We start from the raw sequence: 24,155 nt of genomic DNA on the forward strand, positions 1-24,155 counted from the left end.
TGACACCGTGCAGGAGCATTTCAAACAGTAACCAGAAAGAAATGCAATTATGGCAACAGGTACAGTAAAGTGGTTTAACGATGCAAAAGGCTTTGGATTCATCACGCCAGACCAAGGTGGCGAAGATTTGTTTGCTCACTTCTCGGCCATCAATTCTTCGGGCTTTAAGTCCTTAAAAGAAGGCCAAAAGGTATCGTTTGAAGTCACGAGCGGCCCAAAAGGTGCACAGGCGTCTAACATCGTTCCGATGTAATTAGGCTTTCCCGCAAGCCCTGATCCGAAGTGCGAGACCAGGGCTTAATCTTCACCCCCATCACTCGGCCATGCAGATCGATTGCATAATTATTGTGCCGCCGACCACTGCAACGCGATCTACCCTGATCGTTTCTAACGCTGCTGCAACAGCACATCAATTTTAATTCCAAGTACAACGATCCAACACAAACAGGGCCACGTACCTCCTTATGGGTCCGGACCGATCTACCGTCAAGTAGCGTCTATGTATTAATTGAGAACGTGAAAACGATGCCTTCTTAAGGCAGACCGCGACCCAGATACTCTCCATACGAGAATAGAGCTGCATGACTCCTGGCTGCTCTGAAGGATAACGGGGTTAGAGCCCAGGTCGCGTACCAGTTTTGATACATATTCTTACAATGGTTCCAAACGTCGGCGATTAATTTTCAAATCATACGCACCATGTCAGATCCGACGCCGGGATAAGAACTATCACGTGGGGACAACGAAGATTCCATCTGCTTTTGACGGCCTTTATCAGCTTGTGAAGTTAACACACAGCAATTCATAATGTTTCCTTATTGCATTGCACAATAAAAACGTTGAAAGTCTCTGTCATCCCTCTATACTGCGCATCTTGCACTGCACAACTTCAGTGTAATTCCGTAATTTTTGCCGACCTTCGCCTTAAGGAATAAATCGATGTTTCCCATGAACGACCAATTCGCTACTTTCTTCAAAACCTTGCAGCCTGCGAACACGCAGTTCACCAATATATTCCAGAATATGGGTCCGGCCAATGAGCAATTCCTTGGCACGGTCAAGGCTAGCGCTGAAAAGCAATTGGCGTTCTTCACTACCTTAGCCGAAACTGCTGTCGACAGTGTGAGCAAACTTGCTGAACTCAACCTTACTGCTTGCAAGGCATCGCTGGAAGAATCAAAGACTGTCACAACGCAGTTCCTTGCGGTGAAGCAACCGCAAGAAGCACTGCAATTGCTCACCGCACTGCAGCAGCCAACACTGACGAAAGTCACTGCATACAACCGCCATCTCGCTGATATCACATCAGGTGCCCAAACTGCCCTTTCCGCAGCTATACAGGAGCAGGTGAAGGAAACGTCCCGTCATTTCAACGAAGTCGTTGATGGCGCCGCTAAAAATGCACCAGCCGGATCTGAAAACGTTGTGGCGGTCATGAAGGCTGCGATTGCCAATGCCAACGCAGGCTACGATCAGTTCAACAAAGCAACACGCCAGGCAGCCGAAGTCGTTCAGGCCAACGTTACGGCTTCCGCTGATCAAATCACCAAGGTGGCTGAACAGGTCACCGGGACTGAGGCGCGCGCTCGCAAGTAAGTGCTATGCCGAAGGCAAACAAAGGCCGCATTGCGGCCTTTTCCTTTTATACCAGTAGAAGCCTACGGTATCACCGTGGCCAGTGGACGGTTCGCCATATCGATATTTGAAAAAACCGGCTCTCGCTTTTTCTGGGTGAACGGTGCGAAGATTGATACAAATGACTGATGCTGCAAACGGATGGGACCAGTAATGCAATCATCAAAAATGGTGAGTACGTGCATCTTCCTTCCTGCTTATCGCATTGCTCTTCAGTCCACTTATTCCTACAAGAGGCGCTCATGATAAGCACCAGTGTCCATGAGATGCAGCAGTATATTGCACAGCTGAACAAGACACTTGAAGATAAGTCCACTGCCTTGGCAGCGACAGAGATGGCTTTGGTCCGCGCAAAGACCAACCTCGACGAAGTCACGCAGATCTATCGAACGACGTTCGATCTTGCTCCTATCGGTATAGCCCATATCACGTTGGACGGAAGGTGGTTTCGTGTTAATCCTTTCCTGTGCGGGATGCTCGGCTATAGCAAGGAAGAGCTGCAAACAAAGACATTTGAGGAATTGACCTATCCTGGGGATGTTGTGCTTGACCTGCAACTGCTCACTGAAGTGATTAATGATAAGCACACGTCATACGCGGTGCAAAAGCGCTATGTCACGAAAAGTGGCGATCCGGTGTGGGCGCACCTAAGTGTTTCCCTGGTACGCGACGCCGATGGATTACCGAGTTACTTCATCGTTATCGTCAAGAACATCGATGCACGTGTGCGAGCCCAGAGCCAGGGGGAAAAAATCCGCGCCCGCCTGAAGGCCGTGCTCGATAGTCTCGATGAAGGTGTTCTTGTGTATTCAAATACGGGCAAGCTTCTGGAAGCCAACCCGGCTGCAATGCGCTTGTTCGAGTACCAAACTCAAGCCGATATCCGTTCAGCATCCAGTGCTCTTACGGACATGTTTGAAGCCACTACCCTGGATCGACAGGCGATCCCGATAGAAGACTGGCCCGTATCCAAGCTCTTACGAGGCGAAACAGTTTCCAACGCAGAAATGATTGTGAGCCGCCGAAATTCCGGAAGGTCATGGGTCGCGAGCGTTTCTGGTACCTTGGTAGACCATGCGCAGCTACCAGGTCCGCTCGCAGTATTGACCTTCAAGGATATCACCAAGCGCATGATGGCAGAGACTGCCTTACGGGTGAGCGAGCAACGGTTGCGACTGGCGTTCGACCATATCCCTGACATGGTCGTGATCTATGATGCTGGTCAGCGTATCCAGTATGTCAACCTGACGGCTGCCTACAATATTGGCAAGAGTGCGAATGATTTAATCGGCCAACACGCCGAGGATGCCCCGGCAAAGTCCATTCTGGGTTTGTGGCAACCCTTGCTTGCCGCGACGCTTAGTTCAGCCACACTGCAAGCCGGTAATTTTGACTTTCCTACGGAGGCGGGGCTTCGCAACCTCAGAGTCACTTGCGTCCCCATTACCGAAGGAGGCCAAACGGTACGAGAAATCATGGTCATCTGTCATGACTATAGCGAACGTCGACAGGCTGAAGAAAAAATCCGGCAGGCGGCCTTGCACGATCCTCTGACAGGATTGCCGAACCGTGCCCTACTCTACGAGCATGCCCGCCATACCTTCGCAGCTGCAAACCGCGCCCAGCAAGAAGTGTCGGTATTGTTTATTGACCTCGATCGCTTTAAACCGATTAACGATGTCCACGGCCATGAGGTCGGCGATATGGTATTGCGTCAGGTCGCCAGCCGGTTAAGACGGAGTATGCGGGGACAGGACATCGTGTTTCGATTGGGAGGAGACGAGTTTCTTGCACTCGTCCCTCACCAACGCGAAGCGACTGCCGGAGAAAAAGTGGCACGGCATCTGATGGACGCAATCAGTCGTCCCTACCATGTCGGATCAGTGGAAGCGTCATTGTCCTGCTCCATCGGAGTCAGCGTCTACCCTCGCAACGGTGTTGACGTTGATATGCTGATCGGCCATGCAGACGCTGCAATGTACATTGCAAAGCAGATGGGGCGTAACACCATCCAGCTTTATACGTCGTCTCTGGCGGAGCGTGTCTATATGCAGTCCCTAATAGAAGAGGGAATTAAACATGCCCTCAGGCGTGATGAGTTCACTTTGTATTATCAACCGTTGGTCGATATGGAAACCGGTCAGGTGGTGAGCGTAGAGGCCCTACTTCGGTGGCCCGCCAACGGCATGGGTCCCGACCGCTTTATTCAGGTAGCCGAAATCACTGGCTTGATCGGGCGCCTGGGCGAATGGGTTTTTTCACGGGCGTGCCATCAACACGCCGCATGGATCAAGGAAGGTTTGCCGGCAATTCCCATTGCAGTCAACGTTTCACCCATGCAGTTTCGGAGAAAGGACTTTGCAACGTATCTGGAAGCGACGATTCATGATCATAGCATTGCCACAAACGGGGTCCAGATTGAACTAACCGAAACTGCAGTAATGGAAGACATCGACCATGCCATCGTCATGCTAAACCGGCTGCGTAGCAAAGGCATCAAAATTTCGCTCGATGATTTTGGCACCGGATATTCGAGCCTGAACTACTTAAGCCGTTTGCCGCTCGACAAAATCAAGGTCGACAAATCTTTTGTGCATCGGCTCCAGGATGACACGGCGAGCCGGGCAATTATCGAAGCCATTATTGCGCTGGGCCGCACGCTCGACCTCGAAATAGTTGCCGAAGGTATTGAGTGTGACACGACGATGGAGTACCTACGTCGACATGGATGTCATCAGGCACAGGGATATCATGTCTGTAAGCCGGTTGCTGGAAGTAAGTTTGCGACATGGTACCGCGAGCACGCTGCTTCCCGCACCTGTCCTGATGAAATCTGATGGTAAACCGCCTCCCAGTGGCAGGCACCGTGCAGGGGCGTCAGCGCGATGTGGAGCGATGGAGCGGCAGGTTCCGGCACCGCTCCGTTTTAAACAACGTTTTTGAACAGTTTAATCGCCCTTGATCCCGTTATCGCGGATGACCTTGCCCCAGCGTTCGTAATCGGCCTGCATACGCTTCGCCATCTGTTGCGGAGGCTGATAAGCAGCGATCGTACCGGCGGCAAGCATCTTCGCCTGTACATCCTTATCCGCCAGCACTACTTGCAATTCCTTGTTGATGCGGTCGACGATTTCCTTCGGTGTGCCAGCAGGTGCCAGCAAGCCACCCCATGCGGTCGCGTCGAACCCCGGGAAGCCCTGTTCGGCTACCGTTTTTACCTCGGGCGTGAAACTAACCCGCTGAGTAGACCCTACTGCAATCGGACGCAGCTTGCCGGCCTTAATGTGCGGGAGGGCAGCGATCATATCGGAGAACATCATCGAGACCTGACCGCCAAGCAAATCCTGGATCGCGGGTGCACTGCCCTTGTATGGAATGTGCTGGACGTCAAACTTGCCAAGGTTCTTTAGCAGTTCGGTCGACAGATGGCCAAAGCTGCCGTTGCCAGCACTGGTGTAGTTCATCGCACCAGGCTGTGCTTTTGCTTTTGCGACGTACTGTTGCAGGCTGGTCACTTCCGGCAGTTTGTCGGGGTTTACCACCATCACGATAGGTAAGTCATATGCACTTCCAATCGGTGTGAAATCCTTGAACACGTCCGCATTTTTCCGCCCCGTCAAGTGTGGCACCAACAGTGTGGGTGTCGCCAGCATCATGATGGTATAGCCGTCCGGCGCACTTTTGGCCACTGCTTCGGCCCCGATCATACCGGACGCACCAGGCCGGTTTTCCACAATCACTTGTTGCTTGAGACCCTCGCCCATCTTTTGCCCAATAATCCTGGCGGCCGTATCGGTCGGTCCACCTGGGGGGAATGGCACTACCAAGCGAACCACGCGATCCGGATAGTTCTGTGCAAACGCCGAGACTGTCGCTGCAAGCAGCACGGCACCAAGCATGCTTACACGTAAGCTCCGCTGGGCTTTATCTGCCCTCGTCGGTGCATCCGGATGGCGAGGGTTCTGAATCTTTGTACTGAGAAATAACATCGGTTTTCCTCTTTATGCGGTTGTGTACGCGTCAGTTCTACTGACTGACAGTACTAACCATGCTACCAGAATCCGCGAAGGCAGCACGTCGTATGCCGGCATACCTGCGTTCGCTACGGCGCATCATTGTAGCCGTCCTCAAGACCAAAGCGTCGGAACAATGCCTTTATACTGAACTGAAGAAACTAACCGCTTCACCTAAATCCCGCACCAAGGATTCGAGAAAAGCTTCGTGCAGGTAAGCGCTTGCAGCGATCGTCGATATATTCTGCCTGATTCTCTCGCCCAAACAGTCGACTTGAATTGCTATAGAAAACCCTCCCTGCGACGACACAGCAAGCTGGCGGAAAAGTATCGCCACCCTGCCATCGCTCGCCATAAGGCGTTCGGTGAACGCGGGGGTAATATTCAGATTACGGAATTCCCCCTGTACGCGTCATCGCTGGCAAGTCTTCCTGTGTGAAAGGTGAGCACCGCAGGAACGCATTCACCTTAAGGCGCATTTTCGCGCTGATCCGTTCGCGCCGCGTACGTAGTTTCCTGAGTCGATCGGATGATCGGATGCAATTAGCCATGGCACCCCGAATCCTTCATTCCTTACTTGGCCGGAGGACGACTTTCTTTATGCCGGGAGCGATGCAGGGTCGCACCCGATCAGCGCATCTAATTTTGTCAGTTCGCTTTTCACAAACTCGCGTACATGGTTCACAAAAGCCCGAACCAGAATTGAAGGTGGCCTTTCGGACGGGAACAATACCTGAAACTCGTTTCGAAGAGTTGGTGTAAAACGCTTTATGATTAACCCACCCGACATATAGTCAAGTGCAGTAATGGAGTCAATAAGCGCCACGCCCAACCCGGCCTGAACAAACGCGCAAATACCCGCATTAATCTGCGTTTCGATTTGCAGCTTACGTTCAATACCGAACGATGCGAATAACGCATCGACTTCTAGGCGAGAGTGCAAATCGCGTGGATTGGAAATAAATCTCTCACCTGCGAGATCTTCCGGCGTGATCTCATGTTTGTCCGACAGCGGATGGCCTGGTGGCAGTATGCAGACCATATCTGCGGCTATCAGGGGTTCACCAAGCATGCTCGGGTAGCTCATTGGCAGGATCACGAAACCAACATTGCATCGTTGTTTCATGACCATGTCGACAACCGCGCGCGATGTGTTGCTGGTCAGGGAAATATTTACTTCTTGGTGTGTCTTAAGAAAAGCAGCGATCGCCGTCGGCAAAAACGACAAGGAAAGCGCAGGTGCCGCAGCAATCTGCAGCATGCCAACACGTGCAGCCTTAATCTCCTGTGCCGTCCTCGCGATGCGTTCTACACCAATCAAGGATCGCTCTACTTCATCAAACAGCGTAAGGCCTTCCGCCGTCGGGTACAAGCGGCCACGGTTACGCTCAAACAATGCAAATCCCACATCTTCTTCAAGGTCCGCTATCAAGCGCGTGACGGCGGGCTGAGAGATAAACAGCATTTGTGCGGCCCTTGTTACTGTCTGGCAAAGAACTAAGGCGCGAAAGGCTTCAAGTTGACGGATCTTCATATTGAAATTCTATAACCAAATGTTATACCACGCAGAAAAAAAGTGATTTTGCTAATTCTTGCTTAGCGAATAATCTTTGATTCAGCAAATCAATCTGCCGAAATAAAGCGTTTTCTACGTATTGAAGTACTAGCAAGCCCCTATACAGAGCATTCAAGCAGGACGATCAGAAGCGATCGTCAGTCCAAAATGCCGAGACAATCTTTCAATCAGGACGGTGCGATGACATTTTTGAAACTGGACGGCCTTTCAAAAACGTACGGCGACTATGTCGCCGTAAAGGGTTTGAGCCTCGATATTGATCGTGGCGAATTCATTTCTCTCCTAGGCCCGTCGGGGTGCGGCAAGACAACGACCTTGCAGATGATTGCCGGCTTTGTGGATCCAACCCATGGCCGCATTGTTGTGGACGGCCAGGACGTGACCAAACTTCGGCCAGAGAAGCGTGGTATGGGCGTTGTGTTCCAGAGCTACGCGCTGTTCCCGCACATGACGGTTGCAGACAACGTCAGTTTTGGCCTCGAAATGCGTGGCATGGCACGGCCTGAACGCCAGAAGCGGATTGCTGAAACACTGGAACTGGTGCACTTAAACGGATTGGATAAGCGCTATCCGCGGGAACTGTCCGGCGGTCAGCGGCAACGCGTGGCATTAGCCCGCGCCATTGCTATCAGGCCGCAAGTGCTACTGCTTGACGAACCGATGTCCAATCTTGACGCCAAGCTGCGCGAGGAAATGCATATCGAATTACGCGCTATACAGCGCCACCTTGGCATTACCACGATACTTGTTACCCATGATCAGGTTGAAGCGCTGACCATGAGTGACCGGATCGCGGTCATGCATGGTGGACGTATCGTGCAGGTTGGCTCACCGCTCGACGCCTACGAGCGACCCGAGTCTCCGTTTGCTTCAAGCTTCCTCGGCAAAATTAATGCCGTTAACGGGCAAGTGATCAATACACGTTCCGACTGCTGCGAAATACGCATAGCCGATATGACGGTGCTTGTTCCGCACGAGGGGCGCGATATCGGTTCTCAAGTAAACGTCTATGTCCGGCCGGAAAAGATTCGTATCGCGACGCAAGGTGAAGCCAGCAAAATTAACGGAAAAGTGACGACGCGCGTCTTTTTGGGCAGCCACTGGATGCTTGAAGTCGAGAGCGTACTCGGCTCCCTACGCATCAGCTTGCCAAACACCGGTGTCGCCCCGCCACAAGAAGGGGAAACCGTGGGCGTGGCCTGGTCCGACAAGGATCTGCGTGTGTTGACCGCGGAGGCGAGCCATGGCTAGTACTGTCGACACGCCTGCCGGAGCGACACCATGGTTGCTGGCATCGCCGGCCCTGTTGTTATTTGTCGGCTTGCTGCTCGTTCCCCTGGCACTAACTGCCATGCTGTCATTTAATACGTTTGATAGCGCCAAAGGTGTACTCGAAACCCATACGTGGAAGAATTATCTGGAAGTGTTCTCAGATGGTTACTACCACGAGATATTCCTTCGCACCGCTGGGCTGGCGTTAGCAGTGACAGCGCTCTCCATCCTCTTTGGGGTGCCGGAAACAATTATTCTTGCCCGCATGAAGAGCCCTTGGCGTTCCCTCTTCCTTGTCGTCATTTTGGGGCCGCTGCTTATCTCCGTTGTGGTCCGCACGCTTGGCTGGGCCATCCTGTTAGGAAACAATGGCCTCATCAATAACGCGCTAGCCGCGTTTGGCATTGTGGATGAACCGATTAAGCTTTTATTTACGATGACCGGCGTAGCAATTGCGCTGACGCATGTGTTGATCCCCTTTATGGTGGTGTCCGTATGGGCTGCCTTGCAAAAGCTTGATCCTCAGGTAGAAAACGCAGGTTTGTCACTTGGCGCGTCGCCACTGACCGTTTTCAGGCGCGTCATCCTGCCTCAGATTCTACCGGGCATTCTGTCTGGCGCGATTATCGTATTTGCTCTCGCTGCGTCGGCTTTCGCCTCACCGGCAATCATTGGAGGACGACGGCTCAAGGTCGTGGCCACAGCAGCCTACGATGAATTCCTGAGCACATTGAACTGGCCACTCGGTGCGTCGATTGCAATCCTGTTGTTGATCGCCAATGTCGTCATCATTCTCGGATGTAACCGCCTCGTCGAGCGGCGCTTCCGTCAAGTCTTTGAAGGATAAGGATCAGTTATGCGCAAAAATGGATTCTTCTCGTTGCTTTACCACAGCCTCTTCATCTTGTTCATCGTGGCGCCGCTCGTGGTTGTGGTGGCCGTGTCGTTCACTGATAAAGGTTATATATCCTTGCCGACCGACGGCCTGTCGCTGCGATGGTTCCGCGCCATCCTGGGTGCCGGAGACATCATGAATGCGTTATGGGTATCGCTATGGCTCGGACTCGCGTCGGCTACCGTCGCAGTGATGCTGGCGGTGCCGGGAGCACTGGCTCTGACGCGCTACCAATTTCCCGGCCGAGGTGCATTAATGGGCTTCTTTCTGTCTCCGCTGATGATCCCGCATGTTGTACTTGGGGTCGCCTTTCTGCGGTTTTTCACCACCGCGGGGGTGACAGGATCTTTCTTCTGGCTCGCAATGACGCACGTAGTAGTTATCTTGCCTTACGCATTGCGTCTTACCTTGTCGGCTGCGACTGGCCTGGATCGTGATGCTGAACGTGCGGCCCTATCACTGGGAGCCAGTCGCTTCACGGCATTCCGTCGCGTTGTCCTCCCGTTGATCTTGCCGGGGGTAACCGGTGGATGGCTGCTTGCCTTCATTCAAAGCTTCGACGAATTGACCATGACCTTATTCGTGGCGACCCCCGGTACTACCACCCTGCCCGTTGCCATGTACAACCAGATCGCCCAGAGCATTGACCCATTGGTCGCGTCCGTATCCACGGTGCTCATCATCGGCACGCTGGTGGTCATGGTTGTACTAGACCGCATCGTCGGCCTCGATCGCGTACTGATAGGTAAAGGTTAAACAACTCACATGTATTCAAGCGACATCATTGTGATCGGTGGCGGCCTTGTTGGCACCGCCGTCGCCTATGGACTAGCCAGTAGCGGCGCCAAGGTGCGGGTCTTAGATGAGGGTGACGACGGCTTTCGTGCTTCGCGAGGCAATTTCGGCCTGGTCTGGGTACAGGGAAAAGGCTATGGTTTCACGCCTTATGCCCGCTGGACGCGGCAGTCAGCGGCGATGTGGCCGACACTTGCACAGAAATTACTGAGCGAGACTGGTATAGACGTACAGCTACAGCAGCCTGGCGGCTTTGCGTTTTGCCTTTCGGAGGAAGAGTTTCAGGACCGGGGCAAGCGCATGGAAAGCATACGCGATGCGCTCGGTGGCGATTATCCGTTTGAGATGCTCGACCATGCCTCGCTCAAGAAGCATCTTCCGGAAATCGGGCCGGAGGTAGCCGGCGCGAGTTATACCCCTATGGATGGGCATGTGAATCCGCTCAAGCTTTTCCGGGCGCTGCATGCCGGTTGTCGTCATCAGGACGTCAACGTGCATACCCGCCAATCTGTAGAAAACATACGGTTTGATGACGGCTTGTTCACCGTGAATGGTAAGAACGGTACGTTTCAGGCACCTAAAGTCGTTCTCGCAGCCGGCCTGGGAAATAACCGTCTTGCGCCGATGGTCGGATTGCATGCTCCGGTACAGCCGAATCGCGGACAAGTGCTCATTAGCGAGCGGATCCGGCATTTCCTCGACTATCCCACCATTAACGTGAGGCAGACGGACGAAGGCACCATTCAGTTGGGCGACTCCATGGAAGAAGTGGGCTTTGACGACACCACGACGACCGATGTCATAGCGGCTATCGCACGGCGCGCCGTCGCCAGCTTTCCAGTGCTCGGCAAGGTCAACCTGGTGCGTGCGTGGGGTGCCCTGCGCGTCATGACTCCGGATGGATTTCCTATTTACCAGCAGTCACGCACCTGTCCCGGAGCATTTGTCACGACTTGCCATAGCGGAGTTACCCTGGCGGCGGCGCATGCTTTCCGGGTCGCTCCCTGGATTGCCGGCGGTGCCGCCCCGGACGAGATCGACGTCTTCGCGGGCGACCGCTTCCTTAACCCTGATCGGAATTTTTCCCATGCCCATTAAGCAGCTTTTTCGCCCTTTGGCCGCTGATGGCGACCAGACCGTACTCATTGAATTCAATGGACAACCGCTCCGTGTGAAGAGCAATTGCACGGTGGCGGCCGCATTGCTGGCCGCAGGTATATCGAGATTCCGTTCCACACCGGTTAGCGGCGCGCCGCGCGCACCCTATTGCATGATGGGTGTTTGCTTTGAATGTTTAATGGAAATCGATGGAATCGCCAGTCGTCAGACTTGCCTGGTGCAAGTAAAGGCAGGCATGAAGATACGTACCCAGGAGGGAGCACGTGAATGGACGATCGTCGACCTGGAGACGGCACATGACGCATGAGACCATTGATGTTGCCATTATCGGAGCCGGACCATCCGGTATGTCTGCCGCAATCGTACTCGCCTCCCGTGGACTATCGGTAGTAGTACTGGACGAACAGGATGCAGCCGGAGGGCAGATCTACCGCGGCATCACCCAGACAACGCCAAAACGGCTGGAAGTGCTGGGGCCCGACTATGCGGCGGGACAGGAACTTGCCGAGCGCTTCATTCAATCTGGCGCACGCTGCATTGCCGGCGCATCAGTTTGGCAGGTAACGCGCGAGCACGAAGTCAATTACCTGTATCGCGGCGTCTCTCACTCACTGCAAGCCCGGCAGGTCATCCTGTGTACAGGTGCCATGGAACGTCCGTTTCCGATCCCCGGTTGGACGTTACCTGGCGTGCTTACCGCGGGCGCCGCGCAGATCCTGCTCAAGAGCGCAGATGTTGCGCCTGCCAAGCCCGTCGTACTGGCTGGTTGCGGTCCCCTGTTGTACCTGTTGGGTTGGCAATACGTGCGTGCCGGCATTCCGATCCGCGCCGTTGTTGATACGACAGATTCGGGGGATTACCGACGTGCGGCACGGCATCTCGGCGGTGCCCTGGCCGGATGGCGGTACTTGAAAAAAGGCCTGACGCTGATGCGTACGCTAAAGGCCAGTGGTGTGCCTTTTTATACGGGAGCAAGTAAGCTTGCCGTGACCGGCACGGCATCAGCCGAGGCGTTGCGTTTTGATATTAACGGGAAAACCCACCAGATCAAAACCGATTTGGTGCTGCTCCACCAGGGGGTCATTCCGAATACGCAGTTCACCTGGTCACTGCGCGCCAAGCATACCTGGGACCAAGCGCAACTGTGCTGGACGCCTAGTGTAGATGATTGGGGCCAACTCGATATACCGGGAATCTATGTGGCCGGAGATGGGCGCGGGATTGGCGGCGCGGTCGTTGCCGCGCTCCAGGGCCAGCTGACAGGACTCGCGGTTGCGCATCAGGCGGGAAAGATAAACGCTGACGAAAGGGATCGCCAGGCAACGGACCTGCGCAGCGCGCTTCGCAGCCATCTGCATATCAGACCGTTCCTTGATGCGCTGTACCGGCCGAAACAGCAAAACAGAATCCCGTCCGATGACGTGATCGTGTGCCGCTGCGAAGAAGTAACGGCAGGGGCGATTCGCAACTATGTGGATCTGGGATGTGTCGGCCCAAATCAGACCAAGGCATTTGGTCGGTGCGGCATGGGTCCATGCCAGGGGCGTTTGTGTGGCATCACCGTAACTGAAGTCATTGCCGACAAACTCGCCATGCCACCCGCTGAAGTAGGTTACTACCGGATCCGTCCACCTATCAAACCGCTTACGCTTGGCGAACTCGCCGGTAAGTAATGCACCGGCATTCGCCGACGTGCGCAACAACATTGACCACCACCGGGAAATCTATCCCGGAACATTGCAACGCCAGAGGAGAAGTGATGAATCAAATAGACCGTATTGAAACTAACCAGAGGATGAGCCGCGTCGTCTCGTATAACGGCATGGTCTTTATCGGAGGACTGACAGCCGATGATGCGTCCCAGGATATTCAAGGTCAGACCCGACAGGTACTGAAAAAAATCGAAGATTATCTTGCCAAAGCAGGCACGGATAAGACCCGCATGTTATCGGCACAAATCTGGCTAAAGGATATCGAGGCCGATTTTGCTGGCATGAACGAGATTTGGGATGCCTGGGCGCCAGAAGGCGCGGCGCCAACGCGAGCCACCGGCCAATCGAAACTGGCGCGGTCGAACCTGCTGGTCGAGATCATTGTGACCGCCGCCGCGTAATACGCCAGCAATCTTTCCCATGTCGCCGGAGATTGCTGCTGCAGTCTGCCGGCACCTGAAGCGATAACACCGATTAACCGTATCCGACTGTTTTCCACGAGAGGTAAACATGAAACTCACCACACTAATGTGTGCAAGCCTGATGGCAAGTGCCGTATCGACTGTTTTTGCCGAACCCACGCTCTATCTTGGTTCCTTTGGTGGCTCAAATGAAAAGACGATGAAGGAGAAGGTGATCCCGCCGTTTGAAGCCAAGCATAAGGCAAAGGTTGTCTACGTGGCCGGCAATTCAACGGACACCCTCGCCAAGCTTCAGGCGCAAAAGGGCAGGCAAGAGCTTGACGTGGTTATCATGGATGACGGACCAACGTTCCAGGCTGCGCAGTTTGGATTCTGCGACAAACTCGCCGATGCGCCGATCTACAAGGATGTCTACGATATCGCTAAATACAATGACAAATCCATTGGTATCGGTATGGTAGCGACCGGCCTCGTGTACAACACTGAAGCGTTCAAGAAGGCGGGTCTGCCGGCACCAACGTCATGGGAAGATCTCACGAACCCGAAATTCAAACAGAAGATAGCCATCCCACCGATCTCGAATGGATATGGCCTGCAAACTCTGGTGATGTTTGCCAAGTTACGCAAGGGCTCTGAAAAGAATATCGATCCAGGGTTTACCGCTCTGCAAAAGGAAGTAGGTCCAAACGTGCTCGTGTGGGAACCGTCGCCAGGCAAGATGGCAGAGCTGTTTCAGAATGGCTCTGTGATCCTTGGCGTATGGGGCAGCGGTCGCGTGTCCTCGCTGAAGGCAACCGGTTTTCCCGCGGAACTCGTCTACCCGAAGGAAGGTGCACTTGCGCTAGGTGTTGGCGCATGCCCCGTGGTCAACAGTGATGTGCCTGAACTTGCGCAAGCTTTCCTTCAGTACATGCTGACACCTGAGGTGCAGGCATTGATGGCCGCAAGTGAAGGGTGGGGACCGACCAACCGCAATACCAAACTGGAACCTGCGGTCGCCGCGAAGGTGCCATATGGTCCTGAGCAAATTGGCAAGCTGTTGCCGATTGACTGGACGACTGCGAACGAGAAGCGTGCTGAATGGACCAACCGTTGGAATCGCACCATCGAACGGTAACCAGCATGCACGTGGCTGATGCAGCACAAAGCGCGGGACCACATGCGCTGCATCAGCGGTCCACCCAAGCGGATACCGTCGAAACCGCGGGAAGCCATGCCAATTACTGGAGAATGAATGAACAGTTTCACTCGATATGACGTCGGCCCACGGCTGTCGGAAATGGCGGTGCACAACGGCGTTGTTTATCTGGCAGGCCAGATCGCCGAACAAAATCCGGATGCAAATATTACGCAGCAGACCGTAGAAGTGCTCAGCCATATTGATCGCCTTCTTGCAAAGGCAGGGACCGATAAAACAGCGATCCTGCAGTGCCAGATCTTCCTGAAGGACATTGGCGATATTAGGGCGATGAACGAGGTGTGGGACGCGTGGGTGCCTGCCGGCAATACACCGCCGCGCGCCACCGTGCAGGCAGAGCTCGCAACGCCCAATCTGCTGATCGAGGTCGTCGTGACAGCAGCACTAAGAGGATAAAGTTTTCGTTCGACGGTCCCCGCGCCTTAACGGTCCGAATCGACAAGTCCAGAGTCATCTGCCAAACATCCGCATTTCTACCCTAGATAACTTTGCAGGAGCTGTAACAATTATGCGCGGCGTACATGCAGATGTAATTGTCATCGGCGGCGGCCTGCACGGTTGCTCAAGTGCTTTTCATCTTGCGAGAAAAAACGCAGAAGTGATTCTGCTTGAAAGCGACTATTGCGGTCGCCATGCGTCTGGAGTAAATGCAGGAGGGGTACGCACATTGGGACGTCCACTTGCCGAGATTCCTCTTGCTTTAGCGTCGCGCGAGCTATGGCATGAACTACCGGACCTGGTCGGAGACGATGTGGGCTTCCTAGCCGATGGCCAACTGAAGGTGGCTGAGTCGGACGAAGACATCGCTATTCTTACGGAACGCACAGCCTTATTGAGGCAGCATGGATGGACACACGAGGTCTTGGTTGACCATGACACGGTGCGCGCATTGGTGCCATCAATAACGCCAAATGTCCGTGGCGGCATATGGGTAGAACGAGACGGATACGCCATTCCTTATCGGGCGGTGACGGCGTTTCGCCGAGCGGCGCAGCAACTCGGTGTTCATGTCCATGAAAACAGCCCTGCAGTGTCAATCAAGCGTGTCGGCGACAGCTGGCAAGTTACGACCCCACGTGAAACCTACTATGCAACCAATGTCATTAACGCATCTGGTGCGTGGGCAGGCCAGTTGGCCCGACTAATGGGTGAGCAGGTGCCTGTCGTCCCGACCGGCCTCATGCTAATGATCACCGAGCGCATCCAACCATTCATCAGGCCGGTCCTTGGAGCGACAGCGCGTTCACTGTCGTTCAAGCAGTTTAGCAACGGTACGGTGCTGATTGGTGGAGCCTTGCGTTGTGAATCCGTTGATGTCGATGCGAAGCATGCTGACCTGGATATAAGGCGGCTTGCCAACAGTGCCCGCATTGTTACAGAGTTGTTTCCGTTTCTTCAAGGCGTATCAATGAATCGCGCCTGGTCCGGCATTGAAGCATTTACGCCCGATGAGCTTCCAGTCATCGGACCGAGTTCCGTTGCGCCGGGGCTATTTCATGCTTTTGGTTTTTCCGGTAGCGGATTTCAACTTGGCCCTATTGTCGGCCAGCTGATGGCGGAATTAATCCTTGATGGACAACCGACTCTGTCGTTAGAAAAGTTTGCGGTTAATAGGTTTAGGAATTAATTGGGGAGCCGCTCCCTCTCAATATCGTTTCTCATACGACGTATTGTCTTAACAGACCCAAGCTTTGCAAGATCTGCATTGCTTGTAACACATTGTTGCCATACCGAACTTACACATGCTTCAACCCTCCAATTTCCGTTTAGAAATTTGTAGAAAATCAACGGAGAGAATATGGATCGGGTTAAAGATCATCGAAAAACCACAGGCCATGTCATTTGCATAAAAGCGCTCCTTCTTTTGACAGCATGTGGCGGCGGAGGCAGTTCGCCGTCTGACACTACGCAAGCTGAAGCGGCCAGCCATGTGGCAGAAGCATCTCCCACGGACCTGGACACGTCGCCCGCTCAGTCTCCTGTCAACCCAAGCACATTGTCCGCCCTCAGTCCGCCCCCTGCTCCGTCGCCATCCCGACCTGAACTTGACGCCACCGTCCTGTCTGTAGGTCCCGGTAAAGCGTATGCCACACCTTGCGCAGCCTTTGCGGCAGCCGGGGATGGCTCAATCATAGAAATCGACGCCGCCGGAAGCTATGTTGGCGACGTCTGCGGCATTACCCGCAATAACCTGACTATCCGTGGCATTAACGGCCGGCCGAAGATTGATGCCAATGGCAAGAACGCGATGGGCAAAGGTAGCTGGGTTGTCTCCGGCTCCAATACCACTATTGAGAATATCGAGATGTATGGGGCACGTGTGCCGGACAAGAACGGTGCGGCAATCCGGCTCGACGGTAAGCACCTGACTCTTCGTGGCAGCTACCTGCACGACAACGAAAATGGCATTCTGACAAACAACGATGGCGTCTCGAATGTTGTGATTGAGTACACTGAGTTCGCCAACAATGGTTACGGTGATGGCTACTCCCACAATCTGTATGTGGGCCATGTTGCCAGCCTCGTATTCCGCTTCAACTATTCACATGATGCAAAGGTTGGCCACAATCTCAAGTCTCGGGCAGCAGTGAATACAATTGCATACAATCGTTTTTCCAGCGATGGCAGCGGCTCCCCGAGCTATGAGATCGACCTGCCGGATGCAGGAACCGCTTACGTCATCGGCAACGTGATTCAGCAGCCCTCAAACAACCAAAACCCCTCACTACTTTCGTTTGGAGCCGAAAGTACCAGCAATGATGAGCAGAAGCTTTACGTCGTTAACAACACCTTCCTCAACGACAATGCGACGCAAGGCACCTTCATTAATATAGGGTCCGGTGTGACTCGTCCTGCACTGATACAGAACAACGTTTTCGCAGGCGTAGGCAGAGTAACTACCCATTCCAGCGCGGTGCTGCGCACCAACTACAACGCAGTGTCCGCTCCGTTCACGAATCGCAGCAGTTATGACCTCCGTCCGCAGACAGGGTTGGCACTGCACAATAGCGGCTCTACCCTTGAGTTGACGGATACCGGTGTCTCACTGGCACCGGTCTTCCAATATCGGCACCCCACTAGCAAGGAAGCCCGACCTGCGGCCGGACTGATCGATATTGGCGCCTACGAGCTTCCATAATCGTGTGAACGCGTGATGGTGATGGTGATGGTGATGGGCAAAGGCACAGTCAGCGCTACAATAGGCGCTTCCCAGACAAAGGACGCCATATGAAGATAGCGAAAGATACCGTGGTCTCGCTCCACTATACCTTGTCAGATGCCGAGGGCAATCAAATTGACAAGAGCAAACAACCCATGGTCTATCTCCATGGCGGATACGGCAATACGCTGCCTAAAATTGAAGCAGCAATGGAAGGCAAAGATATAGGCTATACAACCACAATTAACGTCGAGCCGTCCGATGCGTTTGGGTACTACGATGAGCAATTAGTGAAGGTTGAGCCGCGTAAAAATTTGCCGGCGCAACTCGAGGTCGGTATGCAATTTGAAGGAGTCGTAGACGCCGAGGACAATACGCACAGCGTTGTCTTTACCGTGACTGAATTCAATGACGAGCAGGTGACATTGGATGGAAATCATCCACTGGCGGGCCTGTCGTTACGGTTTGCACTAAACGTAACGGATGTACGTGCAGCAACCACGGAAGAAATCTCGCATGGGCACGTGCATGGCCCGCACGGCCATCACCATTGATCTACCGGTGCAGCGGTCGTCAGGCCGCGCATCGTTGTCGATGTACTTCGATATTGGATCAAGCTGCTCCACAGTAGCGGGGAGCGCTCGCAGAGCACCGTAAACCACAAACAGAATTCACCGTCTGCCTGATAACGACTGCTGTATCCTTGGCTTAAGCTTCATACGCAGTCCCACAGGACTTAAGGTGAATGCAAGCTTTTCCTGCACTTCCTTACCATCTGGTGTTGCGACTTCCACAATATCGAAGTTCCAGACCAAGGTCGAAATAACCATTTTCATTTCTTCAAGGGCTAGATACCTGCCGGGGCACATTCTTGGCCCGGCCCCAAAGGGAATCGACACTTTACGTTGATTCGCGGCGGTCGAGGAGGCTGTCCAACGGTCCGGATTGAACATCGACGCATCGACGAAATTACCGGTATCCATTGAGCCGACTCTCGTGAGCAGCATTAATACCGTTCCTTTTGTAATAGCCGTTCCCGCAACTACGCTATCGTGACATGCCTCCAACACGATGAGCGGTGCGACTGGTCGCAGCCGCATTGCTTCATTGATACAGGTATCAATATAATCGAGCTGACCTAGCTGCTCATGGCAAACAGGTAACGGCTCACTGCCTAAGACTTGGTCCACTTCAGTGCGCACGCGCTCCATAACAGCCGGGTGGTGATAAAGCATGTGTATCAACCAGGCAAGCGTATGTGCTGTCGTATCTTCTCCTGCCAAAAGCATTGTGACAACGTTGCCAATGAGTTCCGATTCAGTCAGCGCGGTATTGTCTTCGCCACGTGCGACAATCATTGCTTCGAGCATGTTACCGGGGTGCTCGCGTAAAGTTGGATCCCGTTCCAACCGCTCTCGAGCTGCATGAATAAACTCAAGAACGGCCTTGTGAACGAACTTGATGTCTTCGTCAAGTTTGCGGTCTTCCGCAAACTTTATCCAATGCCAATAGGGAAAAGGAGCGAAGAGTCGCTTCTGGAGCATGCGAAAGATATCCTCCAGGTGCTTTTGAATAGTGACATCTTCGGATTCGATAGTATTGATATCGCTTCCGAACGCCAAACCTGCCGTCACGTCCACCGTGTATCGCATTAATTCCGGTTCGAGGTCGAAGGGCTGAAGAACGTTTGCATAGGTTGTCCAACGTTTTAAAAACCGGTTCGTGACTATGCGTAGAGATGGAAAGTACGCTTTAACGTGAGTTGGATTGAATGCCGCCATGACCAACGGTCGTTGACGGCGCCACACATCGCCGTTAGCGGAAAAGACACCTTCAATGCCCAGTTCTCTCGCAATCAATTGAAGCCTGGAAGTCCGGCTAAACCCGCCTGGGCGGTCCTTGAGTACGGTAGAAATGTCATCAGGATTAGCGCAGACCATGAATTGTCGAGGCCCGATCGTAAATTGATACGAATCGCCATATATCTCGGCCCAAGTCTCTAACTTGCGATGCATTTGCCCCATTTCAATTTCCAGCATGTTGCCCAAAAAAGGCAATCCTTTTGGGCCAGTCAGGTCTTTAAGGGACCGGATAGCACGCGAAGCATGTGATTGAAGCTGGGAATGTGATTCTAGCGTCATGGCAAGCTCCTTCCGATCGCAATGCCAGCATAGAAATGCTGTTCAGCCCAATATAGGCATTGAGCGTCGTAGTCGTTTGTCTGCTGTCAAAGCGTGGGACAAAAGATCAGTGCTCAAGACGAGAACAGGGACAAAGATGCTGGCGGCGAAAGCAACCACAGTCGTGGCTTCATATTATATTTCTGTGGATATATGCATATAGCGAAACGACAGAAGACAACAATGGTGCGGCGCAGTATCATGAATCCGTCTCCTCCAACTCTTCTTGAATTGGATTCGCCCGCGACCGCAAGGTCCGCGGGCTTTTTTCTTTTCCTGCCTACCTGCATAAGTACGTCATGCTCCGGAGCCGGATTTCCGGCTCGCGTTAGAGCCGACATCGGATCCTCATTCAAGTTAAGGATCAGCTATAGCTGATTCGCCCAAAACAATCCTGCCTAAAGTCAATCGGCTAACCGCTTCGCCGCAACATCAAGAAAAAGACCTAGTGCCGGCGTTACGCTTGCAGGATTCCACAACAGATGTGCCGCTGATACGGCGCGCGCGCCGAGAATCGGTATGAACCGTGCGCCGGAGATCGCCGATTGCGCCAGGGATGCCGGCACCAGCGCTACGCCGAGACCATTTGCTACCAACGCGGTAATGGTAAGCCATTGTCTCGCCGCATATCGGGTTTGCGGTTCAAAGCCAGCCTGCCGGCAGATCGCAATCACATTGTCATAGTTCGCCGGCGAAATCTCGCGTGCGAACATGATAAAAGGCCTTCCGACAAGTTCCTTCAATGCGATCTGCTCGCGTCCCGCCAGGGGATGCGACGCGGGAAGACAGCAAACGAATGCGTCGTCAGGGAGTGCAAGACCTGTCAGGCCATCTGGTATGTGAGGCGTGTTGACGAAGCCTGCGTCGAGCCGGCCGTGCTGCAGGCCCTCAATCTGTTCCATTGATGATTGCTCGCGTAGCGTGACCTCGATGCCGGGATGTCGTACAAAAAAACAGGAGACGATGTCAGGCACGTCGCGGTACACCATCGAACCCGTGAACCCGATATCCAGTCGCCCTAGATTACCGGACGCCACTGAACGGGCAGTGTCATTCGCATGTTCGAGCCGATCGAGGATTGCTTGCGCCTCGACGTAATATGCTTTCCCCGCTGCCGTTAGGCTCACACGCTTGTTGTCACGCTCGAAGAGCCGGATGCCAAGCTCCTTTTCCAGCGACTGAATTGAGAAGCTTAGCGGCGGTTGGGTGATCGCCAGCCGCAATGCCGCGCGACCAAAATGCAGTTCTTCGGCAAGAGCCACAAAATAGCGTAAGTGCCTGAGCTCCATGTCTCCCCGCGCGTTGAAGGTCGTATAAACAATAAATACGGGCGCTTGTCCTCCTTATGCCTTGGATACGCATGCAATACGCAAGCCGTGCAGTCAATAGGATTTCGCCAGTCCAAGTACTTTCTCGGCAATAAAGCACAAGATGAGTTGTGGACTGACCGGCGCCAGCCTTGGAATCCACGATTCTCGCAGATAACGCTCGACATGGTATTCCTTTGCATAGCCCATGCCGCCGTGGGTAAAGATGGCATTCTCGCAAGTATGAAAACAGGCCTCGGCAGCAAGGTACTTGGCAGCGTTGGCTTCGGCGGCGCATTGTCTGCCGCTGTCGTACAACGAGGCTGCCTTGAATACCATCAGATTGGCCGCTTCGAGTTCCATCCATGATTTTGCCAAGGGGTGCTGTATTCCCTGGTTCTGACCGATGGGCCGGTCAAATACTAGGCGTTCTTTCGCATACTCGGCTGCGCGGCGTAGCGCGGCACGGCCGAGGCCAATGGCTTCGGCGGCGATCAGAATGCGTTCCGGGTTCAGCCCGTGCAAGATGTAGCTGAAACCCTTTCCCTCCTCGCCAATGCGGTCCTCGACCGGGATGCGCAGGCCGTCAATGAAAACCTGGTTGGAATCGACCGCCTTGCGGCCCATCTTTTCGATCTCGCGTACTTCCACATGGTCGCGGTCCAGATCAGTGTAAAACAGCGACAGGCCATCGGTGCCCTTGGCCTCTTCAAGTGGCGTGGTGCGGGCAAGCAGCAGCATCTTGTTGGCGACCTGAGCGGTCGAAATCCAGACTTTCTGCCCCGTCACCACATAGTGGTCACCTTCGCGTACGGCACGGGTGGTAAGCTTGAGCGTATTGAGCCCGGTATTGGGTTCCGTCACGGCGAAACAGGCCTTGTCCTTACCCTGAATAAGTGGCGGAAGCCAACGCCGCTTCTGCTCGTCGGTGCCGAACACGACCACCGGATGCAGACCAAATATATTCATGTGTACGGCCGAAGCACCTGATAACCCCGCGCCGGTTCCGGCGATCGTTTGCATCATCAATGCTGCCTCAGTGATGCCCAGCCCTGCTCCGCCGTATTCCTCGGGCATTGCAATGCCCAACCAACCTGCCTCTCCGAGTGCGCGATGAAAATCTTCCGGGAATCCGCCCTCGCGATCCCTGGTTGCCCAATAGTCATCATCAAATGGGACGCACAGCTTTTCGATAGCACTCCGTATCTGTTCCTGTTCTGCACTCAGCAAGAAATCCATCTTCTACTCCTGCGGCATGTTAGTAATCGTACGGGCATTGGATTCGGCATAAGGCGGGCTGTATATCACTAGAAGCCGGGCCGGCTGTTCACTGGTGACCGTGAAGACATGCATGGCATCTGCGGGAAAGAAGCAGGTGTCCCCCGGAAGCATGTCAAAAGTCTCGCCGCCCACTTCGGCACGTGCGCTACCTTCGAGTAAATAACACACCTGTTCAATGCCGGGATGTGAATGCGGCAGTGCGCCGCCATCACGCTCAATGACGCCCAGCACGACTTCGACGTGCTGGGCTCCGACGTTCTCCCGACCGATCAGGCGCCGGTTGACTGTGCCAGTGTGGTTTGCCGGCGAATAGGCTGGGGCCTCGCCAGCGCGCACGAGATATCGATTTTTCATTAACTGTTCTCCTTGTCGAGCGAATGGCATGCGGTTACGCCAATGGCTATCAATTGTTGAATCTGCTGTTCGGAATAACCTGCCTCAGCCAAAATTTCGGCGGAATGCTGTCCGAGCAGCGGCGCCGGCGAGACTTCGGGATCAGGAGGAGTCTGCGACCAGGAAGTCGGATTCCCGGTGGTACGTATAGCCCCTTCGGTCGGATGTGTGACCTCACGAATGAAGCCTGTCTGCCGCAGGTGCTGGTCTTCCAGCAGGTCGGCCGGGGAGTTCATTGGCATGTTCGGAATGTCAGCCTCACCGAATAGGGCCTGCCATTCCGCCGTGGTCCTTTCACGCATCAGGGCGGCGACTTCAGCATAGACAGCATCGATATGGGTGGCGCGCATGCGGTGCGTCGTAAAGCGCTCGTCCCGAGTGAATCGCTCCGGATCGCCGATGGCAGCAAAGAAGTTGCGCCAGTGCTTGTCGTTATAGATGAGCACGCAGAGAAAGCCGTCGCGTGTCTGGTAAGGCCGACGATGCGCAGTAAGCAGGCGCGCGTAGCCCGGCTCGCCCTCCGGCGGCTCGAACGACAATCCGGCCAGGTGATCGCCCAGCACCAACTGCGCCATTGCCTCGAACATGGGCACCACGACTGCCTGCCCTGTTCCGCTTTTCTCACGCGCATACAATGCCGTCGTTACTGCGTACACCGCATGTAGGCCAGTGACGCGGTCTCCCATGGTGACTGGGGCATAGCATGGCGATTCTGCGCCATACTGCTGCATGAGCCATGGCAAGCCGGTGGCACCCTGAATCAGGTCGTCGTAGGCAGCCTTCCCCGCATAGGGCCCCTCCTGTCCGAAGCCGCAGCAGCTAACGTGGATGATGCGGGAGTTGCGCTCCCGGACCGATTCATAGTCGAGCCCGAGGCGCGCGATGGCTTGCGGTCGCACGTTGGTGATCAGCACATCGGCATGTTCGGCAAGGCACAGTACCGCCTCCCTTCCCTGTGGCTGTTTCAGGTCTAGCACGATGCTTCGTTTGCCCTGATTCGCGTGAAGGAAGATATGTCCCATGCCGGCATGGCGCATGGGACCGACATGGCGCATGTTGTCACCGTCAGGTGTCTCGATCTTGATGACGTCGGCACCTAGCGATGCCAATATCTGTGTTGCGTATGGGCCCATGATGACCGAGGTCATGTCGAGAATCCGGATGCCCGCGAGCGGGCCTGATTGCGTTGTCATACCT

The 24,155-nt window shown here is 54.2% G+C and carries 22 protein-coding genes; 15 read left to right on the forward strand and 7 right to left on the reverse strand.

Translation table 11 applies throughout. The features are described from left to right. The first annotated feature begins 49 nt into the window (after nucleotides 1–49). From ACFQUU_RS21225 to ACFQUU_RS21235, 3 genes are all read left to right on the forward strand, one after another. Nucleotides 50–253, forward strand: coding sequence for a cold-shock protein (locus tag ACFQUU_RS21225; protein WP_057293330.1), 204 nt, complete (start codon nucleotides 50–52; stop codon nucleotides 251–253). A gap of 695 nt (nucleotides 254–948) precedes the next feature. After that, a complete protein-coding gene (locus ACFQUU_RS21230) occupies nucleotides 949–1,596 on the forward strand; it encodes a phasin family protein (protein WP_382250117.1) in 648 nt (215 codons plus the stop codon). Between the two features lie 305 nt (nucleotides 1,597–1,901). Beyond that, nucleotides 1,902–4,472, forward strand: a complete 2,571-nt coding sequence (locus tag ACFQUU_RS21235) for an EAL domain-containing protein (RefSeq protein WP_382250118.1) — start codon at nucleotides 1,902–1,904, stop codon at nucleotides 4,470–4,472. Nucleotides 4,473–4,583: 111 nt separating this feature from the next. Here the strand turns inward: ACFQUU_RS21235 and ACFQUU_RS21240 are convergent, their stop codons facing one another. Both ACFQUU_RS21240 and ACFQUU_RS21245 read right to left on the reverse strand, forming a co-directional pair. Then, nucleotides 4,584–5,534 (reverse strand): Bug family tripartite tricarboxylate transporter substrate binding protein, encoded by a 951-nt coding sequence (locus ACFQUU_RS21240; protein WP_382250167.1) that lies wholly within the window; start codon nucleotides 5,532–5,534, stop codon nucleotides 4,584–4,586. Between the two features lie 712 nt (nucleotides 5,535–6,246). Then, nucleotides 6,247–7,182 (reverse strand): LysR substrate-binding domain-containing protein, encoded by a 936-nt coding sequence (locus ACFQUU_RS21245; protein WP_382250119.1) that lies wholly within the window; start codon nucleotides 7,180–7,182, stop codon nucleotides 6,247–6,249. Between the two features lie 222 nt (nucleotides 7,183–7,404). Here ACFQUU_RS21245 and ACFQUU_RS21250 point away from each other — a divergent pair, with 222 nt between their 5' ends. From ACFQUU_RS21250 to ACFQUU_RS21305, 12 genes are all read left to right on the forward strand, one after another. Then, nucleotides 7,405–8,475, forward strand: coding sequence for an ABC transporter ATP-binding protein (locus tag ACFQUU_RS21250; protein WP_382250120.1), 1,071 nt, complete (start codon nucleotides 7,405–7,407; stop codon nucleotides 8,473–8,475). Continuing rightward, complete coding sequence (locus ACFQUU_RS21255) at nucleotides 8,468–9,343, forward strand: ABC transporter permease (protein ID WP_382250121.1); 876 nt, start codon at nucleotides 8,468–8,470, stop codon at nucleotides 9,341–9,343. The genes ACFQUU_RS21250 and ACFQUU_RS21255 overlap by 8 nt, the downstream gene beginning before the upstream one ends. A gap of 9 nt (nucleotides 9,344–9,352) precedes the next feature. After that, nucleotides 9,353–10,147 carry an ABC transporter permease gene (locus tag ACFQUU_RS21260; RefSeq protein ID WP_382250122.1) on the forward strand — a complete coding sequence of 265 codons (795 nt, stop codon included), beginning with the start codon at nucleotides 9,353–9,355 and terminating at the stop codon, nucleotides 10,145–10,147. 9 nt (nucleotides 10,148–10,156) lie between these two features. Beyond that, the gene (locus tag ACFQUU_RS21265; RefSeq protein ID WP_382250123.1) at nucleotides 10,157–11,284 is read left to right on the forward strand and encodes an NAD(P)/FAD-dependent oxidoreductase; all 1,128 of its coding nucleotides are present in this window, start codon (nucleotides 10,157–10,159) and stop codon (nucleotides 11,282–11,284) included. Beyond that, nucleotides 11,274–11,612, forward strand: a complete 339-nt coding sequence (locus ACFQUU_RS21270; protein WP_382250124.1) for a (2Fe-2S)-binding protein — start codon at nucleotides 11,274–11,276, stop codon at nucleotides 11,610–11,612. The genes ACFQUU_RS21265 and ACFQUU_RS21270 overlap by 11 nt, the downstream gene beginning before the upstream one ends. Continuing rightward, nucleotides 11,602–12,978, forward strand: coding sequence for an FAD-dependent oxidoreductase (locus tag ACFQUU_RS21275; RefSeq protein ID WP_382250125.1), 1,377 nt, complete (start codon nucleotides 11,602–11,604; stop codon nucleotides 12,976–12,978). Before ACFQUU_RS21270 ends, ACFQUU_RS21275 begins: the two co-directional genes overlap by 11 nt. 86 nt (nucleotides 12,979–13,064) lie before the next feature. Further along, nucleotides 13,065–13,418: a RidA family protein gene (locus ACFQUU_RS21280; protein WP_382250126.1), complete on the forward strand. Its 354-nt coding sequence runs from the start codon at nucleotides 13,065–13,067 to the stop codon at nucleotides 13,416–13,418. Between the two features lie 109 nt (nucleotides 13,419–13,527). Continuing rightward, a complete protein-coding gene (locus tag ACFQUU_RS21285) occupies nucleotides 13,528–14,556 on the forward strand; it encodes an ABC transporter substrate-binding protein (RefSeq protein WP_382250127.1) in 1,029 nt (342 codons plus the stop codon). A 117-nt stretch (nucleotides 14,557–14,673) separates the two neighbouring features. Continuing rightward, entirely contained in the window at nucleotides 14,674–15,033 is a 360-nt protein-coding gene (locus tag ACFQUU_RS21290) for a RidA family protein (protein WP_382250128.1), read from the forward strand. A 112-nt stretch (nucleotides 15,034–15,145) separates the two neighbouring features. After that, nucleotides 15,146–16,264: an NAD(P)/FAD-dependent oxidoreductase gene (locus ACFQUU_RS21295; protein WP_382250129.1), complete on the forward strand. Its 1,119-nt coding sequence runs from the start codon at nucleotides 15,146–15,148 to the stop codon at nucleotides 16,262–16,264. Between the two features lie 171 nt (nucleotides 16,265–16,435). After that, complete coding sequence (locus ACFQUU_RS21300) at nucleotides 16,436–17,776, forward strand: hypothetical protein (RefSeq protein WP_382250130.1); 1,341 nt, start codon at nucleotides 16,436–16,438, stop codon at nucleotides 17,774–17,776. An 89-nt stretch (nucleotides 17,777–17,865) separates the two neighbouring features. Beyond that, complete coding sequence (locus ACFQUU_RS21305; protein WP_382250131.1) at nucleotides 17,866–18,351, forward strand: peptidylprolyl isomerase; 486 nt, start codon at nucleotides 17,866–17,868, stop codon at nucleotides 18,349–18,351. 117 nt (nucleotides 18,352–18,468) lie between these two features. On the opposite strand, the gene ACFQUU_RS21310 is transcribed toward ACFQUU_RS21305, so the two are convergent. The 5 genes from ACFQUU_RS21310 to ACFQUU_RS21330 all read right to left on the reverse strand — a co-directional run bounded on the left by ACFQUU_RS21310 (nucleotide 18,469) and on the right by ACFQUU_RS21330 (nucleotide 24,151). Beyond that, nucleotides 18,469–19,938: a cytochrome P450 gene (locus ACFQUU_RS21310; protein ID WP_382250132.1), complete on the reverse strand. Its 1,470-nt coding sequence runs from the start codon at nucleotides 19,936–19,938 to the stop codon at nucleotides 18,469–18,471. Between the two features lie 443 nt (nucleotides 19,939–20,381). Continuing rightward, nucleotides 20,382–21,266: a LysR family transcriptional regulator gene (locus ACFQUU_RS21315; protein WP_382250133.1), complete on the reverse strand. Its 885-nt coding sequence runs from the start codon at nucleotides 21,264–21,266 to the stop codon at nucleotides 20,382–20,384. 93 nt (nucleotides 21,267–21,359) lie between these two features. Then, complete coding sequence (locus ACFQUU_RS21320; RefSeq protein ID WP_382250134.1) at nucleotides 21,360–22,523, reverse strand: acyl-CoA dehydrogenase family protein; 1,164 nt, start codon at nucleotides 22,521–22,523, stop codon at nucleotides 21,360–21,362. Nucleotides 22,524–22,526: 3 nt separating this feature from the next. Beyond that, nucleotides 22,527–22,919 (reverse strand): cupin domain-containing protein, encoded by a 393-nt coding sequence (locus tag ACFQUU_RS21325; RefSeq protein WP_382250135.1) that lies wholly within the window; start codon nucleotides 22,917–22,919, stop codon nucleotides 22,527–22,529. After that, complete coding sequence (locus tag ACFQUU_RS21330; RefSeq protein WP_382250136.1) at nucleotides 22,919–24,151, reverse strand: CaiB/BaiF CoA transferase family protein; 1,233 nt, start codon at nucleotides 24,149–24,151, stop codon at nucleotides 22,919–22,921. Before ACFQUU_RS21330 ends, ACFQUU_RS21325 begins: the two co-directional genes overlap by 1 nt. Nucleotides 24,152–24,155: the final 4 nt, after the last annotated feature.

The organism is Herbaspirillum sp. GCM10030257, assembly GCF_042666555.1.
GTDB lineage: Bacteria > Pseudomonadota > Gammaproteobacteria > Burkholderiales > Burkholderiaceae_D > Noviherbaspirillum.

What these genes read in the sequence shown, in the direction of transcription:
- ACFQUU_RS21295 (WP_382250129.1), top strand. Translation starts at nt 15,146, where the DNA reads ATGCGCGGCGTACATGCAGATGTAATTGTCATCGGCGGCGGCCTGCAC.
- ACFQUU_RS21230 (WP_382250117.1), top strand. Translation starts at nt 949, where the DNA reads ATGAACGACCAATTCGCTACTTTCTTCAAAACCTTGCAGCCTGCGAAC.
- ACFQUU_RS21235 (WP_382250118.1), top strand. Translation starts at nt 1,902, where the DNA reads ATGCAGCAGTATATTGCACAGCTGAACAAGACACTTGAAGATAAGTCC.
- ACFQUU_RS21305 (WP_382250131.1), top strand. Translation starts at nt 17,866, where the DNA reads ATGAAGATAGCGAAAGATACCGTGGTCTCGCTCCACTATACCTTGTCA.
- ACFQUU_RS21260 (WP_382250122.1), top strand. Translation starts at nt 9,353, where the DNA reads ATGCGCAAAAATGGATTCTTCTCGTTGCTTTACCACAGCCTCTTCATC.
- ACFQUU_RS21290 (WP_382250128.1), top strand. Translation starts at nt 14,674, where the DNA reads ATGAACAGTTTCACTCGATATGACGTCGGCCCACGGCTGTCGGAAATG.
- ACFQUU_RS21310 (WP_382250132.1), bottom strand. Translation starts at nt 19,938, where the DNA reads ATGACGCTAGAATCACATTCCCAGCTTCAATCACATGCTTCGCGTGCT.
- ACFQUU_RS21280 (WP_382250126.1), top strand. Translation starts at nt 13,065, where the DNA reads ATGAATCAAATAGACCGTATTGAAACTAACCAGAGGATGAGCCGCGTC.
- ACFQUU_RS21300 (WP_382250130.1), top strand. Translation starts at nt 16,436, where the DNA reads ATGGATCGGGTTAAAGATCATCGAAAAACCACAGGCCATGTCATTTGC.
- ACFQUU_RS21240 (WP_382250167.1), bottom strand. Translation starts at nt 5,534, where the DNA reads ATGCTTGGTGCCGTGCTGCTTGCAGCGACAGTCTCGGCGTTTGCACAG.
- ACFQUU_RS21265 (WP_382250123.1), top strand. Translation starts at nt 10,157, where the DNA reads ATGTATTCAAGCGACATCATTGTGATCGGTGGCGGCCTTGTTGGCACC.
- ACFQUU_RS21255 (WP_382250121.1), top strand. Translation starts at nt 8,468, where the DNA reads ATGGCTAGTACTGTCGACACGCCTGCCGGAGCGACACCATGGTTGCTG.
- ACFQUU_RS21325 (WP_382250135.1), bottom strand. Translation starts at nt 22,919, where the DNA reads ATGAAAAATCGATATCTCGTGCGCGCTGGCGAGGCCCCAGCCTATTCG.
- ACFQUU_RS21245 (WP_382250119.1), bottom strand. Translation starts at nt 7,182, where the DNA reads ATGAAGATCCGTCAACTTGAAGCCTTTCGCGCCTTAGTTCTTTGCCAG.
- ACFQUU_RS21285 (WP_382250127.1), top strand. Translation starts at nt 13,528, where the DNA reads ATGAAACTCACCACACTAATGTGTGCAAGCCTGATGGCAAGTGCCGTA.
- ACFQUU_RS21225 (WP_057293330.1), top strand. Translation starts at nt 50, where the DNA reads ATGGCAACAGGTACAGTAAAGTGGTTTAACGATGCAAAAGGCTTTGGA.
- ACFQUU_RS21250 (WP_382250120.1), top strand. Translation starts at nt 7,405, where the DNA reads ATGACATTTTTGAAACTGGACGGCCTTTCAAAAACGTACGGCGACTAT.
- ACFQUU_RS21270 (WP_382250124.1), top strand. Translation starts at nt 11,274, where the DNA reads ATGCCCATTAAGCAGCTTTTTCGCCCTTTGGCCGCTGATGGCGACCAG.
- ACFQUU_RS21330 (WP_382250136.1), bottom strand. Translation starts at nt 24,151, where the DNA reads ATGACAACGCAATCAGGCCCGCTCGCGGGCATCCGGATTCTCGACATG.
- ACFQUU_RS21315 (WP_382250133.1), bottom strand. Translation starts at nt 21,266, where the DNA reads ATGGAGCTCAGGCACTTACGCTATTTTGTGGCTCTTGCCGAAGAACTG.
- ACFQUU_RS21320 (WP_382250134.1), bottom strand. Translation starts at nt 22,523, where the DNA reads ATGGATTTCTTGCTGAGTGCAGAACAGGAACAGATACGGAGTGCTATC.
- ACFQUU_RS21275 (WP_382250125.1), top strand. Translation starts at nt 11,602, where the DNA reads ATGACGCATGAGACCATTGATGTTGCCATTATCGGAGCCGGACCATCC.